At 64.9% G+C, this 16388-nt stretch carries 16 protein-coding genes; 7 read left to right on the forward strand and 9 right to left on the reverse strand.

The genetic code is table 11. The features are described from left to right. Nucleotides 1-23 precede the first annotated feature (23 nt). From rsmB to def, 3 genes are all read right to left on the reverse strand, one after another. Nucleotides 24-1349 (reverse strand): 16S rRNA (cytosine(967)-C(5))-methyltransferase RsmB, encoded by a 1326-nt coding sequence (gene rsmB / locus C4K38_RS00095; RefSeq protein WP_053276801.1) that lies wholly within the window; start codon nt 1347-1349, stop codon nt 24-26. Beyond that, complete coding sequence (gene fmt, locus C4K38_RS00100; RefSeq protein ID WP_053276802.1) at nt 1346-2305, reverse strand: methionyl-tRNA formyltransferase; 960 nt, start codon at nt 2303-2305, stop codon at nt 1346-1348. The genes rsmB and fmt overlap by 4 nt, the downstream gene beginning before the upstream one ends. 69 nt (nt 2306-2374) lie before the next feature. Beyond that, nucleotides 2375-2881, reverse strand: a complete 507-nt coding sequence (gene def / locus C4K38_RS00105) for a peptide deformylase (protein ID WP_009041482.1) — start codon at nt 2879-2881, stop codon at nt 2375-2377. A 152-nt stretch (nt 2882-3033) separates the two neighbouring features. Here def and C4K38_RS00110 point away from each other — a divergent pair, with 152 nt between their 5' ends. The 3 genes from C4K38_RS00110 to tsaC all read left to right on the forward strand — a co-directional run bounded on the left by C4K38_RS00110 (nt 3034) and on the right by tsaC (nt 6039). Beyond that, on the forward strand, nt 3034-4059 hold the full coding sequence (locus tag C4K38_RS00110) for a LysM peptidoglycan-binding domain-containing protein (RefSeq protein ID WP_053276803.1): 1026 nt from the start codon (nt 3034-3036) through the stop codon (nt 4057-4059). A gap of 80 nt (nt 4060-4139) precedes the next feature. Next, nucleotides 4140-5249: a DNA-processing protein DprA gene (gene dprA / locus C4K38_RS00115; protein ID WP_053276804.1), complete on the forward strand. Its 1110-nt coding sequence runs from the start codon at nt 4140-4142 to the stop codon at nt 5247-5249. Nucleotides 5250-5481: 232 nt separating this feature from the next. Then, the gene (gene tsaC / locus C4K38_RS00120; protein WP_053276805.1) at nt 5482-6039 is read left to right on the forward strand and encodes an L-threonylcarbamoyladenylate synthase type 1 TsaC; all 558 of its coding nucleotides are present in this window, start codon (nt 5482-5484) and stop codon (nt 6037-6039) included. Nucleotides 6040-6161: 122 nt separating this feature from the next. On the opposite strand, the gene C4K38_RS00125 is transcribed toward tsaC, so the two are convergent. Next, the gene (locus C4K38_RS00125; RefSeq protein ID WP_053276806.1) at nt 6162-7139 is read right to left on the reverse strand and encodes an NADPH:quinone reductase; all 978 of its coding nucleotides are present in this window, start codon (nt 7137-7139) and stop codon (nt 6162-6164) included. A 168-nt stretch (nt 7140-7307) separates the two neighbouring features. On the opposite strand from C4K38_RS00125, the gene hemF reads away from it, so the two are divergent. Then, complete coding sequence (gene hemF, locus C4K38_RS00130) at nt 7308-8225, forward strand: oxygen-dependent coproporphyrinogen oxidase (RefSeq protein ID WP_053276807.1); 918 nt, start codon at nt 7308-7310, stop codon at nt 8223-8225. A gap of 115 nt (nt 8226-8340) precedes the next feature. Next, on the forward strand, nt 8341-9162 hold the full coding sequence (gene aroE, locus C4K38_RS00135) for a shikimate dehydrogenase (RefSeq protein WP_053276808.1): 822 nt from the start codon (nt 8341-8343) through the stop codon (nt 9160-9162). A gap of 155 nt (nt 9163-9317) precedes the next feature. On the opposite strand, the gene C4K38_RS00140 is transcribed toward aroE, so the two are convergent. The 3 genes from C4K38_RS00140 to betC form a co-directional block, all read right to left on the reverse strand. Further along, nucleotides 9318-10886 (reverse strand): SulP family inorganic anion transporter, encoded by a 1569-nt coding sequence (locus C4K38_RS00140; RefSeq protein WP_053276809.1) that lies wholly within the window; start codon nt 10884-10886, stop codon nt 9318-9320. 198 nt (nt 10887-11084) lie between these two features. Further along, on the reverse strand, nt 11085-12029 hold the full coding sequence (gene choX / locus C4K38_RS00145) for a choline ABC transporter substrate-binding protein (protein ID WP_053276810.1): 945 nt from the start codon (nt 12027-12029) through the stop codon (nt 11085-11087). A 15-nt stretch (nt 12030-12044) separates the two neighbouring features. Then, nucleotides 12045-13559: a choline-sulfatase gene (gene betC, locus C4K38_RS00150; RefSeq protein ID WP_053276811.1), complete on the reverse strand. Its 1515-nt coding sequence runs from the start codon at nt 13557-13559 to the stop codon at nt 12045-12047. 114 nt (nt 13560-13673) lie between these two features. Between betC and C4K38_RS00155 the strand changes: the two genes are divergently transcribed. Next, nucleotides 13674-14624 carry a choline sulfate utilization transcriptional regulator gene (locus C4K38_RS00155; RefSeq protein WP_053276812.1) on the forward strand — a complete coding sequence of 317 codons (951 nt, stop codon included), beginning with the start codon at nt 13674-13676 and terminating at the stop codon, nt 14622-14624. A 9-nt stretch (nt 14625-14633) separates the two neighbouring features. Here C4K38_RS00155 and C4K38_RS00160 read toward each other — a convergent pair whose 3' ends face one another. Next, on the reverse strand, nt 14634-15284 hold the full coding sequence (locus C4K38_RS00160; protein WP_053276813.1) for an NAD(P)-dependent oxidoreductase: 651 nt from the start codon (nt 15282-15284) through the stop codon (nt 14634-14636). 80 nt (nt 15285-15364) lie between these two features. On the opposite strand from C4K38_RS00160, the gene C4K38_RS00165 reads away from it, so the two are divergent. Continuing rightward, nucleotides 15365-15691: a DOPA 4,5-dioxygenase family protein gene (locus tag C4K38_RS00165; protein ID WP_053276814.1), complete on the forward strand. Its 327-nt coding sequence runs from the start codon at nt 15365-15367 to the stop codon at nt 15689-15691. A gap of 140 nt (nt 15692-15831) precedes the next feature. On the opposite strand, the gene C4K38_RS00170 is transcribed toward C4K38_RS00165, so the two are convergent. Continuing rightward, a complete protein-coding gene (locus tag C4K38_RS00170) occupies nt 15832-16299 on the reverse strand; it encodes an anti-virulence regulator CigR family protein (RefSeq protein WP_053276815.1) in 468 nt (155 codons plus the stop codon). Nucleotides 16300-16388: the final 89 nt, after the last annotated feature.

The following is a 16388-nucleotide window of genomic DNA, read 5'->3' on the forward strand; positions in this document are numbered from 1 at the left end:
CAGTCACTCCCTTCGAACCTTTCTTAACCGCGCGCGGCGGCAATCTTGATCAGCTTGGCGTAGTAGAACCCGTCGTGGCCGCCCTCTTGCGCCAGCAGCTGGCGACCGTGGGGCTGCTTCAGGCCGGCCGGAGGCTGGCCCAGTTGCCCGGCGATGTCCAGTTCGCGAGCGCCTGGGGTCCGGGCCAGGAAAGCCTCGATCACCTCGGTGTTTTCGGTCGGCAAGGTCGAGCAGGTGGCGTACAGCAGGATGCCGCCGACTTCCAGGGTCGACCACATGGCGTCCAGCAGTTCGCCTTGCAGGGTGGCCAAGGCGGCGATGTCATCGGCCTGACGGGTGAGCTTGATATCCGGATGGCGACGGATCACCCCGGTGGCCGAACACGGCGCGTCCAGCAGGATGCGCTGGAACGGTTTGCCGTCCCACCAGGCGGCAGTGTCGCGGCCGTCGGCGGCGATCAGCTCGGCGCTCAGGCCCAAGCGGTCGAGGTTCTCCTGGACACGTACCAGGCGCTTGGCTTCCAGGTCCACCGCGACCACGCCGGCCAGCGCGGGCTCGACTTCGAGGATGTGGCAGGTCTTGCCGCCAGGCGCGCAGCAGGCGTCCAGCACCCGTTGTCCCGGCGCCAGCTCCAGCAGCTCGGCGGCCAGTTGCGCCGCCTCGTCCTGCACGCTGATCCAGCCTTCGGCGAAGCCCGGCAGGCTGCGCACGTCGGCGGCTTCATCGAGGACGATGCCGTCCTGGCTGTAGACGCAAGGCTTGGCGGCGACGCCGGCCTCGCTCAGCAGTTGGAGGTAGGCGGCGCGGGAATGATGGCGGCGGTTGACCCGCAGGATCATCGGCGGGTGGGCGTTGTTGGCGGCGCAGATGGCTTCCCATTGCTCGGGCCAGAACGCCTTGAGGGACTTTTGCAGCCAGCGCGGATGGGCGGTACGCACCACCGGGTCGCGCTCCAGCTCGGCGAACAGCGCTTCGCTCTCGCGTTGGGCGCGGCGCAGCACAGCATTGATCAGCGCCTTGGCCCAGGGCTTTTTCAGCTTGTCGGCGCAGCCCACGGTTTCGCCGATGGCGGCGTGCGCCGGGACGCGGGTGTAGAGCAATTGATAGAGGCCCACCAGCAGCAGCGCCTCGACATCGGCATCGGCCGTCTTGAACGGCTTCTGCAACAGCTTGGCCGCCAGCGCCGTCAGCCGGGGCTGCCAGCGCGCGGTGCCGAAAGCCAGGTCCTGGGTGAAGCCGCGATCGCGTACTTCGACCTTGTCCAGCAGGGTCGGCAGCGAGCTGTTGAGCGAGGCCTTGCCATTGAGGACCGAGGTCAGGGCCTTGGCGGCGGCCAGACGCGGGTTCATTGGGCGTCCGCCGCTTGTCCGAGCACGGTGCCGGTGGCGAATTTCTCGCGACGGCTGTTGAACAGGTCGCTGAAGTTCAGCGCCTTGCCGCCGGGCAATTGCAGGCGGGTCAGGCACAGCGCCTGCTCACCGCAGGCGACGAGCAGGCCGTCCTTGCTGGCGCCGAGTATGGTTCCCGGTGCGCCCTTGCCTTCGGCGAGGCTGACGGCCAGCACCTTCAGGGCTTCGCCGTTCAGCGTGCTGTGGCAGATCGGCCAGGGGTTGAAGGCGCGTACCAGGCGCTCCAGCTCCACCGCCGGGCGGCTCCAGTCGATCCGCGCTTCGTCCTTGTTCAGCTTGTGGGCGTAGGTGGCCAGGCTGTCGTCCTGGACCTCGCCTTGCAAGGTTCCAGCGGCGAGACCGGCGATAGCCTGGACCACGGCTGGCGGGCCCATTTCGGCGAGCCGGTCATGCAGGCTGCCGCCGGTGTCTTCGGCGCTGATCGGGGTGCTGACCTTGAGCAGCATCGGCCCGGTGTCCAGGCCGGCTTCCATGCGCATCACGGTCACGCCGCTCTCGGCGTCACCGGCTTCCACGGAGCGCTGGATCGGCGCTGCCCCGCGCCAGCGTGGCAGCAGCGAAGCGTGGCTGTTGATGCAACCCAGGCGCGGAATATCCAGCACCACCTGCGGCAGGATCAGGCCGTAGGCGACCACCACCATCAGGTCCGGCGCGAGGGCCGCCAGTTCGGCCTGGGCCTCCGGGTTGCGCAGGGTCGGCGGCTGCAACACGGGGATGTCGTGCTCCAGCGCCAGCTCCTTGACTGGGCTCGGCATCAGCTTTTGCCCGCGCCCGGCCGGACGGTCCGGCTGGGTGTAGACCGCGACGATCTCGTAGGGGCTGTCGAGCAGGGCCTTGAGGTGTTCGGCGGCAAATTCCGGGGTGCCGGCAAAGACGATGCGCAGAGGCTCAGTCATGGGAATTCTCGCTAATAAATACGCAGAAAAGAAAAAGGCTTGCCGCTGCAAGCCTTTGGAAGAAGGGGATCAAGCCTGCTGACGATGCTGCTTTTCCAGCTTCTTCTTGATCCGGTCGCGTTTGAGCGTGGACAGGTAATCGACGAACAATTTGCCGTTGAGGTGGTCGCATTCGTGCTGGATGCACACCGCGAGCAGGCCTTCGGCGATCAGTTCGTAAGGTTGGCCGTCACGGTCCAGGGCCTTGATTTTCACGCGTTGCGGACGATCGACGTTCTCGTAGAAGCCCGGTACCGACAGGCAGCCTTCCTGATACTGGCCCATCTCGTCGGTGAGCGCTTCGAACTCGGGGTTGATGAACACCCGTGGCTCGCTGCGGTCTTCGGACAGGTCCATGACCACGATGCGCTTGTGCACGTTGACCTGGGTAGCGGCCAGGCCGATGCCGGGCGCCTCATACATTGTTTCAAACATGTCGTCGACCAACTGACGCACTTCGTCGTCCACTACGGCCACTGGTTTGGCGATAGTGCGCAGGCGCGAGTCGGGGAATTCGAGGATGTTTAAAATGGCCATAAGCGTAGTTGCTACACGTGTGAAGTAAGTTCGGAGTCGGAGGCCTTGCGGGTTCTGGAAGGGCAACCGTTGTAAAACGTGCTCGGTCAGGAGCAGGGAGCGCACAGGCGCCGGCGTTTCACGCGAGTACACATAATAAAGGGATTCACCGCATGAGGAAATCACTACTCGCCTTGCTGCTCGTGGGCTGGGCCGGTTTCGGCCAGGCGCAGGTGCCGCTCCGGGAGGGTTATCCACAGCGCTACACCGTGGTGGCGGGCGATACCTTGTGGAGCATCGCCAACCGCTTTCTGCGCGATCCCTGGCAATGGCCGGCGCTCTGGCAGGCCAATTCCAGCCTTGCCGACCCCGATTTGATCTACCCCGGCGACTCCCTGGCGCTGGTACGAGTCGACGGCGAACCACGCCTGACCCTGGAACGCGGCGCCTTCCGGGGCACCCTCAAGCTGTCGCCCCAGGTGCGCCGCACGCCGCTGGTCGAGGCGATCCCGACCATTCCGCTGCAGGCCATCGACAGTTTTCTGCTGAGCAACCGCATCCTCGACCGGGCCGACGCCTTCAACAGCGCGCCCTACATAGTCGCCGGCGATGCCGAACGGGTGCTCAGCGGCACCGGCGACCGGATCTTCGCGCGCGGCCGTTTCGACCCGGAACAGTCGGCCTACGGCATCTTTCGCCAGGGCAAGACCTACACCGACCCGCAGAGCGGCGAACTGCTGGGAATCAATGCCGACGAGATCGGCGGCGGCGAGGTGGTCGCGGTCGAGGGCGATATCGCCACCCTGCAACTGCAGCGCACCACCCAGGAAGTGCGCCTGGGCGACCGCTTGTTCAGCGGCGAGCCGCGGACCATCAACTCGACCTTTGCCCCCAGTCCGCCGAGCCGGGCGGTTGAGGGCCTGATCATCGACGTGCCACGGGGCGTCACCCAGATCGGCGCGCTGGACGTGGTGACGCTGAACAAGGGGCGGCGCGATGGCCTGGCTGAAGGCAATGTGCTGGCGGTGCTGAAAACCGGTGAAACCGTGCGCGATCGGGTGGCCGGCGGCCAGGTGAAGATGCCGGATGAGCGGGCCGGCCTGCTGATGGTTTTCCGCACCTACGACAAGCTCAGCTACGGCCTGGTGCTCAACGCTTCCCGCTCCCTGGCGATCATGGACAAGGTGCGTAACCCGTAAACCCGTCAACAAGTTACCAACAGAGTTATCCACAGCTTATTCCTGCTTCAGCTGGGCTTATAACGATCAAGGATGATCCCATGTCACTGCCTGTCCAGGCTCCGGTTTCCCCCGCGGAACTGGAAGCCCGTCTACGTTTGCACCGTTTGCCGGACTTCGGCCCGAAGCGTTTTCAGCTGCTGCTCGAAGCCTTCGGTTCGGCCGCCAAGGCCATCAGTGCGCCGGCCAGTGCCTGGCATGCGCTGGGCCTGCCGGCGGGCGCGGCCGAGGCCCGGCGCAACGCCGAGGTGCGCGATGGCGCCAGCCGTGCATTGGCTTGGCTGGAGCGTCCGGGCCAGCATTTACTGATGTGGGACCAGCCTGACTACCCGCCACTGCTGAATGAAATTGCCGATGCGCCGCCGCTGCTGTTTGTCGCCGGCGATCCGCGGATCCTGGAAAAACCGCAGTTGGCGGTGGTCGGCAGCCGTCGCGCTTCGAGGCCCGGCATGGACACCGCCGCGGCCTTTTCCCGCAGCCTGGCCGCCGCCGGTTTTGTCATCACCAGCGGCCTGGCGCTGGGGATCGATGGTGCGGCGCACCAGGCCGCCCTGGAGGTCGGTGGGCAGACCGTCGGCGTACTGGGCACCGGCCTGGAAAAATTTTATCCACAGCGCAATCGGCGCCTGGCCGACGCCATGATCGCCCAGGGCAGCGCGGTGGTTTCCGAGTTCCCGCTGGAGACCGGGCCCCACGCCAGCCACTTTCCCCGGCGCAACCGGATCATCAGCGGCCTGTCCCTTGGCGTGTTGGTGGTGGAGGCCAGCGTCGCCAGCGGTTCGTTGATCACCGCCCGGCTCGCCGCCGAGCAAGGCCGCGAGGTGTATGCGATACCGGGGTCGATCCATCACCCCGGGGCCAGGGGCTGTCATCAACTGATTCGCGATGGCGCGGTGCTGGTGGAGACCATCGAACATATCCTCGAAGCCTTGCGTGGCTGGCAACGGCTGCCGTTATCCACAGCCCCGCCAACGGCCGCGCCCGCTCACCCGTTGCTGGCGCTGTTGCACGCCGCGCCGCAGACCAGCGAGGGCCTGGTGGAGGCCAGTGGCTGGAGCCTGCCCAAGGTGCTGGCGGCGCTCACCGAACTGGAGCTGGAGGGCCATGCGGTATGCGAAGGAGGCTGTTGGTATGCCCGGGCAAAAGGCTAGGCTCTGTACGAAAAGTGGCTGCACGCTGGGCGCCTTCGGCGCTACGCAGGCCATGCTGCGTTAAAAACAGGCTCGGAATGCTCATTTAGGCCCCTAAAGTCGAACGCGACCCCGGCCGTTCCTCGCCTGTTTTTGCCTTGCCTGACCTTCGCTCGCCGACTTTTCGTACAGACCCTAGGCTTTATAGGCAGGATCGGTAAACTGCGCACAGCCTTAATCCGGAGAGTCAGCAATGGTCAGCAGTTGGCGTGTGCAACAAGCCGCACGAGAAATTCGCGCAGGGGCGGTGATTGCCTATCCAACCGAAGCAGTCTGGGGGTTGGGGTGCGACCCGTGGAACGAAGAGGCGGTGGACCGGTTGCTGGCCATCAAGTCGCGCTCCGTGGACAAGGGCCTGATCCTTATCGCCGACAACATCCGCCAGTTCGATTTTCTCTTCGAGGACTTCCCCCAGGAATGGCTCGATCGCATGGCCAGCACCTGGCCGGGCCCGAACACCTGGCTGGTGCCCCATCAGAATCTGTTGCCGGAATGGGTCACCGGGGTCCATGACACCGTAGCCTTGCGGGTCAGCGATCATCCAGTGGTGCGTGAGTTGTGCGCGTTGGTGGGGCCGCTGATTTCCACTTCGGCCAACCCCCAGGGGCGCCCGGCCGCGCGCACGCGGATTCGCGTCGAGCAGTATTTCCGCGGGCAACTGGACATGGTCCTGGGCGGCAACCTGGGCGGGCGCAAGAACCCGAGCCTGATCCGCGACCTGGTGAGCGGCAGGATCGTTCGCCCGGCCTGACACCGCGTTATCGTTTATCGCGGGCAAGTCGGATCGCCGCCCGCTCGCTCCTACGGGTTCGTGTCGAACCCAATGCTGTGTACCACACGGTTGCGTAGGAGCGAGGCTGCCCGCGATGCATTTCAAGGCAGCAGAATGGTCGACCCCGTGGTGCGTCGCGCCGACAGTTCGGTCTGCGCCTTCGCCGCGTCCGCCAGTGGATAACGCTGGCCGATCTCGATCTTCAACTTGCCGCTGGCGATCATGCCGAACAGATCGTCGGCCATGGCCTGCAGGCTCTCGGCGTTGCTGGCGTAGGTGCCCAGGGTCGGACGGGTGACGTACAGCGAGCCCTTGGCTGCCAGGATGCCCAGGTTGACCCCCTCCACCGCGCCCGAGGTGTTGCCGAAGCTGACCATCAGGCCTCGTGGTTGCAGGCAGTCCAGCGAGGTCAGCCAGGTGTCTTTGCCCACACCGTCGTAGACCACCGGACATTTCTTGCCGTCGGTCAGCTCCAGTACGCGCTTGGCCACGTCTTCATGGCTGTAGTCGATGGTTTCCCAGGCGCCGAGGGATTTTGCCAGCGCGGCTTTTTCCGGCGAGCTGACGGTGCCGATCAGCTTCACCCCCAGGGCCTTGGCCCACTGGCAGGCGAGCAGCCCGACCCCGCCGGCGGCCGCGTGGAACAACACGGTTTCGCCACCCTTGAGCTCGTAGGTCTGGCGCAGCAGGTATTGCACGGTCAGGCCCTTGAGCATCACCCCGGCGGCCTGTTCGAAGCTGATGCTGTCCGGCAGGTGCACCAGATTGTCCGCGGGCAGCACATGCACCTCGCTGTAGGCGCCCAGCGGACCGCTGCCATAAGCCACGCGATCGCCGACCTTGAAGCGGGTCACGGCGCTGCCCACCGCCTCGACCACCCCGGCCCCTTCGGCGCCCAGGCCCGATGGCAAGGCCGGCGGCGCGTAGAGACCGCTGCGGTAGTAGGTGTCGATGAAGTTCAGGCCGATGGCCTTGTTGCTCACGCGGACCTGTTGCGGGCCCGGTTCGGCGGGTTGGTAATCCACATACTCGAGTACTTCCGGGCCGCCATGGGCCCGGAACTGGATACGTTTGGCCATCTGCAATCTCTCCTCGGTCGTGTCGCGAAAGTGCCTTATCGGACTCCTATGCTTGACCGCCGTCAACTGCGACCGGCCCCCGCGCAGTGTTATGCTACGCGCCCATTTGCGCAGGCCCCCTGCTATATCCCTGGCGCCGCGTAGCTTTGCCCGATTCAAGGTGATGCCATGACTACCCGCACCGAGGCCGTAAAAGCCTACCTGCTCGACCTGCAAGACCGCATTTGCGCTGCCCTGGAAGCCGAAGACGGCGGTACGCGCTTCGTCGAAGACGCCTGGACCCGACCGGCCGGCGGTGGCGGGCGTACCCGGGTGATTGCCGACGGTACGGTGATCGAGAAAGGCGGCGTCAACTTTTCCCACGTGTTCGGCAGCGGTTTGCCGCCGTCCGCCAGCGCCCACCGGCCCGAACTGGCCGGCCGTGGCTTCGAGGCGCTGGGCGTGTCGCTGGTGATCCACCCGCACAACCCCCATGTGCCGACTTCCCATGCCAACGTAAGGTTCTTCATCGCTGAAAAAGAAGGCGAAGAGCCGGTCTGGTGGTTCGGCGGCGGTTTCGACCTGACCCCCTACTACGCCAACATCGATGACTGTGTGCACTGGCACCGCGTCGCGGAAAAGGCCTGTGCGCCGTTCGGCCCGGACGTCTACCCGCGCTACAAGGCCTGGTGCGACAGCTACTTCCACATCAAGCATCGCAATGAACCACGCGGCATCGGCGGCCTGTTCTTCGACGACCTCAACGAGTGGGACTTCGACACCAGCTTCGCCTTCATGCGCGCCATCGGCGACGCCTACCTCGAGGCCTACCTGCCGATCGTCCAGCGCCGCAAGGCCCTGGCTTATACCGAGAAGCAGCGCGAGTTCCAGGAATACCGTCGCGGCCGTTATGTCGAATTCAACCTGGTCTACGACCGCGGCACCCTGTTCGGCCTGCAATCGGGCGGGCGTACCGAGTCGATTCTCATGTCCCTGCCGCCGCAGGTCCGTTGGGGCTACGACTGGAAAGCCGAGCCGGGCAGCGAAGAAGCGCGCCTGACCGAATATTTCCTGCAGGACCGCGACTGGCTGGCGGGCTCCGCGTAAAGCGTTGCAGCCGGCTGGCCGGCGCTGGACGATAATGCGATTGAACAGAACAGCGTAGCGCCCCTGTCGGCCAGCAAGCTGGCTCCTTCAGGGGCGTGCATGAGGGTTTTATTGGATGGATCAGTACGTCGTTTTTGGTAACCCGATCGGCCACAGCAAGTCGCCGCTGATTCATCGGCTGTTCGCCGAGCAGACGGCGCAGCGGCTGGTCTACACCACCCTGCTGGCGCCCCTCGACGATTTCGCCGGCTGTGCCCGCGGGTTCTTCGTCGACGGGCGTGGCGCCAACGTCACGGTGCCGTTCAAGGAAGACGCCTACCGCCTGGCCGACAGCCTGACCGCCCGCGCCCAGCGCGCCGGCGCGGTGAACACCTTGAGCAAGCTCGCCGATGGCAGCCTGTTGGGCGACAACACCGACGGCGCCGGCCTGGTGCGCGACCTTACGGTCAACGCCGGCTTCAGCCTCAAGGGCAAACGCATTCTGCTGCTGGGTGCCGGTGGTGCGGTGCGTGGCGCGCTGGAGCCGCTGCTGGCGGAACAGCCGGCGTCGGTGATCATCGCCAACCGCACGGTGGAAAAGGCTGAGCTGCTGGCCGAGCTGTTCGGCGACCTGGGGCCGGTGTCCGCTAGTGGTTTCGACTGGCTGCGCGAGCCGGTGGACCTGATCATCAATGCCACCTCGGCCAGCCTCACCGGCGACGTGCCGCCGATCGCCGCCAGCCTGATCGAGCCGGGCAAGACGGTTTGCTACGACATGATGTATGGCAAGGAGCCGACCGCCTTCTGTCGTTGGGCCAGCCAATACGGCGCGGCGATTTCCATGGACGGCCTGGGCATGCTCGCCGAACAGGCGGCGGAAGCCTTCTTCCTGTGGCGCGGCGTGCGCCCGGACACCGCGCCGGTGCTGGCGGAGCTGCGGCGCCAGCTGGCGCTCTGAGGCACCGCGTCATCGTTCATCGCGGGCAAGCCTCGCTCCTACGGAATTGTGTCGTACACAACATTGAGGTTCGACACGAACCTGTAGGAGCGAGCGGGCGGCGATCCGACTTGCCCGCGATGGGTTCGCCGCTATAACTGCGCTGCAACCCGCGATCAATCCTCAAACCGGATTGGGCATTTCTCCGCGCCCTCGAGCTTTCTCAACTCTTCGATCACCGAGGCCCGCGCCCGGCGCAGGGTCAGGCTGCGGTTTTGCCGCAGCAGGCGGCGGGCTTCCTGGTGCAGCATCGCCACCCCGGAATAGTCGATGAAGTTGATCTGCCGGGCGTCGATCACCAGGCGTGGCGCATGGCAGCGCTGCATGCGCACTTGCAGGTAATGGCTGGCGCCGAAAAAGATCGAGCCGCCGACCCGCAGGATGTCCTCGTCGCCTTCGCGCCCATGCTGCACGCGCGGTTGCGAGGTGCGCTTGAGGTAGAAGAACAGCGACGCCAGGACCCCGGCATAGATCGCTGTCTGCAACTCCAACAGCAAGGTGGCGACACAGGTCAGGCTCATTACCACGAATTCGGCGCGGCTGACCCGGAACAGCGCGCGAATGCCGTGATGGTCCACCAACCCCCAGCAGATCAGCAGGATGCTCCCGGCCATGGCCGGGATCGGGATATGGGCGATCAGCGCCGCGCCGGCCACGGCGAACAGCGCCACCCACAGCGCCGAAAACACCCCCGCCAGGGGCGAACAGGCGCCGGCTTCGTAGCTCAGGCCGGAACGGGTAAAGGAGCCGGACGACAGGTAGCCGGAGAAGAACGCGCCGACGATATTCGACAAGCCTTGGGCGCGGACTTCCTGGTTGGCATCGAGCAACTGCTCGGAGCGCGCCGACAGCGAGCGGGCGATCGACAGGCTGGTCACCAGCCCGAGCATGCCCACCGCCACGGCGCTGGGCAGCAGGCGCAGGATCATGTCCAGGTCCAGCGGCAGCGGGCTGAACGGCGGCAGCCGCCCGGTAAAGGCGCTGACCAGCTTCACCTGGCCGAACAGCGCCGGCCACAGCCATACCACCAGAGCGCTGAGGATCAGGCTGATCAGCAGCGACGGCCAGCGCGGCACCAGCAGTTTCAGGGCCAGGCCGACGACCAGCGTGCCCAGGCCGAGGATCAGCGAGGGTTTATCCACGGCATCGAGATGGGCGAACAGCGAGGTCAGGCTGTTCAGCGCGGTGGCCTCGCTCGGCAAGTCCAGGCCCAGCAGGTTGGGCAACTGCCCCAAGGCGATCACCACCGCGGCGCCGAGGGTGAAGCCGAGCACCACTGAATGGGACACGAAGTTCACCAGCGCGCCGAAGCGCAACAGCCCCAGCAGCCACTGGAACAGGCCGGCGAGCAGGGTCAGCAGCAGGATCAGGGTGATGTAGTCCTGGGACGCCGGCACCGCCAGGGGGCTGACGCTGGCGTAGAGGACGATGGAAATCGCCGCGGTCGGACCGCAGATCAGGTGCCAGGAAGAACCCCAGAGGCAGGCGATCAGCACCGGGACGATGGCGGCATACAGGCCGTATTCCGGCGGCAGGCCGGCGATCAGGGCATAGGCGATGGATTGCGGCAGGGCGAGGATGGCGCCGCTCAGGCCCACCAGCAGGTCGCGCCCGACGCTGGCGCGGGTCTGCCGGGGCAGCCAGCTCAGGAAGGGCAAGAGTGAATGGCGATTGGGCCAGGCCATGGGTCCTCGCGGGTGAAGGTGTTCAGGGGCGTCAGGGTAAAGCATTGCCGGAAGGCTTGCCCCATTCCGCCAGGGTTTCCTGTAGGAGCGAGGCTTGCCCGCGATGGGCTACGCAGTAGCCCCAAAAACTGCGCACAGGGTCCATCTGGAGGACCGTGTCGCCCGCATCGCGGGCAAGCCTCGCTCCTACGACGGGCGTTAGAGTTTGGCCTGCACCGCCGGCAGCGCATCCTTGCCGTCGAGGGTCTTCACCCCGTCCAGCCACTTGTCCAGCACCGCCGGGTTGGCCTTGATCCAGGCCTTGGCTGCGTCAAAGTTGCTGACCTTCTTGTTGGCCACCTCAGCCATGATGCTGTTCTCCATTTCCTGGGTGAAGCTCAGGTTGCTCAGCAGTTTGCCGACGTTCGGGCAGGCCTGTGCATAACCCTTGCGGGTCAGGGTGTAGACGCTGCCGGTGTCGCCGAAGTACTTCTCGCCTCCCTTGAGGTAATGCATTTTCAGTTGCACGTTCATCGGGTGCGGGGTCCAGCCGAGGAAGGTGACGAACTTCTGCCTTTTCACCGCCCGCGAGACTTCGGCGAGCATCGCCTGTTCGCTGGACTCGATCAGTTTCCACTGGCCAAGGTCGAAGTCGTTCTTCTTGATGATCTCCTGCAACGACAGGTTGGCCGGGGCCCCGGAGCCGATGCCGTAGAGCTTTTTGTCGACTTCTTTTGGGTGTAGCTCGGCGTATTTGTTCAGGTCGTTGAAGTCATGCACGCCGGCGTCCCAGACGTAATCCGGCACCGCCAGGGTGAACTCGGTGCCGTCCAGGTTCTTCGCCAACTGGGTGACATCGCCATTGGCCACGAACTTGTCGTAGAAGCCCTGCTGCGCCGGCATCCAGTTGCCCAGGAACACATCCACCTGGCCGTCCTTGAGCCCGCCGAAGGTGATCGGCACCGCCAGGGTATCGACCTTGGCCTTGTAGCCCATGCCGTCCAACAGGAAACCGGCGATGGCGTTGGTGGCGGCGATGTCGCTCCAGCCCGGGTCGGCCATCTTCACGGTCTCGCACCCCTGTTCGGCCCAGGCCAGGGCCGGGATCGAAGCACTGCCCAGCGCCAGAAGCGCGGCCGTCACTGCTGTGGATAACCTTTGCATGCTCTTCCCCTTACGTTATTGGTTTTGGCAGGGTTGTGGATAACGAGCCTTGCGCTCCAGATCGTCGAGGTCGATGTGGTTGCGCATGTATTGCTGGCTGGCGTCGACCAGTGGCTGGTGGTCCCAGCTCTTCAGCTTGCCGAGGCTCAAGGCGCCTGCGACGAAGCGACGGCGGCGCTGGCTGGCGAGTACCTGTCGGTGAATGTGCGGGATATCCCATTTGGCCCGTGCTTCGCGGAGAAAATCCTCGAATAGCTGGCGATGTTGCGGCGATTGGCTGAGTTCTTCCTGCTCGCGCGGATCGTTGGCCACATCGAACAGCAGGCAGGGGTCGTCTTCGCTGTAGATGAACTTGTAGCGGCCGCGACGAATCATCATCAGCGGGCTGATGGTGCCTTCGGCCATGTATTCGCCAAAGACTTCGTCATGTCCGCCCTGCCCTTGCAGGTGCGGCACCAGGGAGTGGCCATCCAGCGGCAGATCCGCTTGCAGTTGGCCACCGGCCAGTTCCACCAGGGTCGGCAGCAGGTCGGCGGTCGAGACCGCCTGGCCCACCCGGCCAGCGGCGAACTGCCCCGGCGCGCTGACCAGCAGCGGCACCCGCGCGGCCATTTCGAACCAGTGCATTTTGTACCAGAGGCCGCGCTCGCCGAGCATGTCGCCGTGGTCGCCGGAGAAGACAATGATGGTGTCGTCGGTCAGCCCGGTTTCCTCCAGGGTTTCCAGGAGTTTGCCGACGTTGCTGTCGATATAGCTGCATGCGCCGAAATAGGCGCGACGCGCGTCGCGAATCTTATCCACAGGCAGCGGCTTGTCCCACAGGTCGTAGACCTTGAGCAGGCGCTGGGAATGCGGGTCGAGCTCGGCCTGGGCTGGGGTCTGCGGCAGCGGAATATCCTCGTCGCGGTACAGGTCCCAGAAGGCTTTGGGAATGGTGTAGGGGTCGTGCGGGTGGGTCATCGACACAGTCAGGCAGAACGGCTGGTCGCCGTCTTCGCGAACGTGATCGAACAGGTACTGGCGGGCCTTGAACACCACCTCTTCGTCGAAATCCAACTGATTGGTGCGCACGCATGGCCCGGCCTGCAGCACCGAGGACATGTTGTGGTACCAGCTCGGGCGCACGTCCGGCTCGTCCCAGTTCACCGCCCAGCCATAGTCGGCCGGGTAGATATCGCTGGTCAGGCGTTCTTCGTAACCGTGCAGCTGGTCCGGGCCGCAGAAATGCATCTTGCCCGACAGCGCGGTGCGGTAGCCCAGGCGGCGCAGGTAATGGGCGTAGGTCGGAACGTCAGCGGGGAAGTCGGCGGCGTTGTCATAGGCGCCGATCTTGCTCGGCAACTGGCCGCTGACCAGGGTGAAGCGCGAGGGCGCGCACAGCGGGCTGTTGCAGTAGGCGGCGTCGAACACCACGCCTTGGGCGGCGAGACGGCTCAGGTGCGGCAGCTTGATGGGCGATGGACCGTAGAACGGCAACATTGGCGCGGCCATCTGATCGGCCATGATGAAAAGAATGTTCTTGCGCTTCATGTATTCGCGGCATTCCATAGTGGGCAGTTATGCGAAAGTGCTGAGATCGAGCATGTAACCCGTGGCTTTCGCGGTAAAGCCCATGTACGGCAATGACTAGGATAAGCACAGCTTATGTATGAAGCGCTTGGCGACCTGTCCCTGGACCTGTTCCGCGTATTCGAGGCGGCGGCGCGCCAGCGCAGCTTTACCGCCGCGGCGGTGGAGCTGGGCACCACCCAACCGGCCATCAGCCAGCAGATCAAGCGGCTGGAGGAACAGCTCGGCACCCGGCTGTTCGACCGCATCTACCGTGGCATCGAACTGACCGAGGCCGGCAGCCAGTTGTTCGAACAGGTGCAGGCCGGCTTGCAGAGCATCGACAGCGGCCTGAGCGCCATCACCGCCCAGCATCAGCATGAGGTGCTGCAGGTGGCCACCGACTTCGCCTTTGCCGCCTACTGGCTGATGCCGCGCCTGCACCGCTTCCATGCCGCCAATCCACAGGTGGACGTGAGCCTGGTCACCAGCGAGCGCAGCCACAACATGCTGCGCAGCGATATCGACGTGGCGGTGCTGTTTGGCGATGGCCGTTTCAAGCAGGGTGAAAGCCATTGGCTGTTCAACGAGGAAGTGTTTCCGGTGTGCAGCCCGCTCTTGCTCAAGGAGCGATCGCTGCCCCTCGGCGCCCATTCGCTGCTGGAGTTTCCGCTGCTGCACCTGAAGGGGGAAAACAGCAGCCACTGGTTCGACTGGAGCGGCGTGTTTCGCGAGTTGGGGATCGCCACCCCGCCGGCGCCGGGGCAGCTGCGTTTCGACAACTACACCCTGCTGATCCAGGCGGCGATCGGCGGACAGGGCGTGGCCATTGGCTGGCGCCACCTTGTGGATAACTTGCTGGCGCAAGGTCTGTTGTACCGGCCGATTAGCGAAACGCTGATTTCCCGCTACGGCTATTACGTGGTCCTGCCCCAGCGCAAACGTCGCGGGGCGCTGATCCAGCGGTTCTTTGACTGGTTGATGGCCGAGCAGGCCAACAGTGCGCAATCCTTGACCGGGTTGGGCCTGCCTTCGATTGCCATCTGAGATCAAGGCTCAGCACACGAAGTTCACGTGTTCGCCCACATGCAGGTTCAGTTGCTGTTCATCGGCGATGCCGGCGGCCACCCGCGCCAGTCGCTGAACTGGCTTGTCCAGCTTCGGCGGGAGGCTGCCGACGGGCTGGCTGAAATGTTCCAGGGTCAGCCCGGGGACGCTCTGCGGCGCATTCACCAGGGTCCAGCGCAAGGTGCTGCCTTGCAGCGCATCGAGGATGGCTTCGGCCGCCTGGCGGTCTGGGTAACCTTCCATCTCCGGCTGGTCCAGCACCTCGAAATTCCCCACCAGAAACAGACGCCGGACGCCCGCGATCTGCATGCCGGCGATCAGCGCTTCGACCGCGCGCACTTGCTCCCGGGGTTCGAGCTGCAGGTTTTCCTGCTGTTCGAGGCCCATGGGCAGCCCCGGGGCATCCAGCAGGCAGGCCACCACATCGCCCCCGGCCACGCTTTGCCTGACCCGTGCAGTGTCGAACAGGTCACCGCACTTGGTACGCAAACCGGGAAGGGGCTCGAGGGCCGTCAGGTCGTCGAGGATGACGATGACTTCATGCTGGCGCCGCATGAATTCCGCCATCAGCGCGCTGCCCAGGCCGCTCATGGCACCATAGAGCACCAGCTTGACCACCGGGGTTTCGGCATTTTTCATGGCGCGGCTCGTTTCTTTACACTGGTGATATTTTGACCTGTGGGCAGGCATCAGGTTTCGACTTCAGTCACGAGGTTTCCATGCAACGCATCAAGGGCTATCACGCCCACGTGTATTTCGACGCCAGCACCATCGACCAGGCGCGGGCCCTGTGTGAACAGGCGGCGCAATTGTTTCCGTTGAAGATGGGGCGGGTGCATGAACGGCCGGTCGGCCCGCATCCGGACTGGAGCTGCCAGCTGGCCTTCGAGCCGCAGTACCTGGGGGTGGTGCTGCCGTGGCTGGCGCTCAATCGCAACGGGCTGGTGGTGTTTCTGCACCCGGATACCGGGGACGACCTGAAGGATCACACGGAGCATGCGGTCTGGATGGGAGCGATCAGGCCGCTGGATCTGTCGATTTTTTGAGCTGTTCGCGAGCACGCTCGTTTTCCGTAGGAGCGAGCGGGCGGCGATCCGACTTGCCCGCGATGAACGATGGCGCGTTGTGACAGACGCACCGCATCGCCTTCATCGCACGCAAGCTGTGCTCCTACAGGAGCGGGCGGTCAATACAGCACGCCGTCGAGGATCTCGTAGACGATCCCGCTGCCCACCGCGATCAGCACGATATCGGCGCCCATGCGCCGCCATTCATAACCCTGGTAGTACGGCAGGTGCGCCAGGGCGCGGTTGTCCAGGCGTTCGCCGTAGTAGCCGCGAGGCAGCGGCTGGCCGCGCACCAGATGGATGCCGTGGGGCGGTGGCGCGCCACGTACGAAGTAGGCGTGATTGTCGCGAATGGTCTCGCGCACTGGGCCGAAATCCCGGGGCGGGCCGCCACGCCGATCGGCCTGCGGGCCGCGATGTTCATCGCCACGATTGTCCGCGCGATTGTCCCCTCGATTGTCGTAGCGACCCTGTTGCGGGCCTCCGCGATCGTGGTCGTCACGTGGGTCGGCGACCGCGTGCAGCAGCGGGCTGGCGCTGAGCATCAGCACACCGAGACCGGCAATCAGGCGTTTGGGCATTTTCATCGGGTCTTCCTCAGAACACGAACAACAAAAAGGGGTTCAGAACCTGGTCCTGAACCCCTTGGTCTTGCCGGTTTAGTCTGTGGATCCCG

This window comes from Pseudomonas chlororaphis subsp. piscium, assembly GCF_003850345.1.
Lineage (GTDB): Bacteria > Pseudomonadota > Gammaproteobacteria > Pseudomonadales > Pseudomonadaceae > Aquipseudomonas > Aquipseudomonas piscium.

Coding starts and splice junctions, on each gene's coding strand:
- rsmB (WP_053276801.1), bottom strand. CDS start 1,349: ATGAACCCGCGTCTGGCCGCCGCCAAGGCCCTGACCTCGGTCCTCAAT.
- fmt (WP_053276802.1), bottom strand. CDS start 2,305: ATGACTGAGCCTCTGCGCATCGTCTTTGCCGGCACCCCGGAATTTGCC.
- def (WP_009041482.1), bottom strand. CDS start 2,881: ATGGCCATTTTAAACATCCTCGAATTCCCCGACTCGCGCCTGCGCACT.
- C4K38_RS00110 (WP_053276803.1), top strand. CDS start 3,034: ATGAGGAAATCACTACTCGCCTTGCTGCTCGTGGGCTGGGCCGGTTTC.
- dprA (WP_053276804.1), top strand. CDS start 4,140: ATGTCACTGCCTGTCCAGGCTCCGGTTTCCCCCGCGGAACTGGAAGCC.
- tsaC (WP_053276805.1), top strand. CDS start 5,482: ATGGTCAGCAGTTGGCGTGTGCAACAAGCCGCACGAGAAATTCGCGCA.
- C4K38_RS00125 (WP_053276806.1), bottom strand. CDS start 7,139: ATGGCCAAACGTATCCAGTTCCGGGCCCATGGCGGCCCGGAAGTACTC.
- hemF (WP_053276807.1), top strand. CDS start 7,308: ATGACTACCCGCACCGAGGCCGTAAAAGCCTACCTGCTCGACCTGCAA.
- aroE (WP_053276808.1), top strand. CDS start 8,341: ATGGATCAGTACGTCGTTTTTGGTAACCCGATCGGCCACAGCAAGTCG.
- C4K38_RS00140 (WP_053276809.1), bottom strand. CDS start 10,886: ATGGCCTGGCCCAATCGCCATTCACTCTTGCCCTTCCTGAGCTGGCTG.
- choX (WP_053276810.1), bottom strand. CDS start 12,029: ATGCAAAGGTTATCCACAGCAGTGACGGCCGCGCTTCTGGCGCTGGGC.
- betC (WP_053276811.1), bottom strand. CDS start 13,559: ATGAAGCGCAAGAACATTCTTTTCATCATGGCCGATCAGATGGCCGCG.
- C4K38_RS00155 (WP_053276812.1), top strand. CDS start 13,674: ATGTATGAAGCGCTTGGCGACCTGTCCCTGGACCTGTTCCGCGTATTC.
- C4K38_RS00160 (WP_053276813.1), bottom strand. CDS start 15,284: ATGAAAAATGCCGAAACCCCGGTGGTCAAGCTGGTGCTCTATGGTGCC.
- C4K38_RS00165 (WP_053276814.1), top strand. CDS start 15,365: ATGCAACGCATCAAGGGCTATCACGCCCACGTGTATTTCGACGCCAGC.
- C4K38_RS00170 (WP_053276815.1), bottom strand. CDS start 16,299: ATGAAAATGCCCAAACGCCTGATTGCCGGTCTCGGTGTGCTGATGCTC.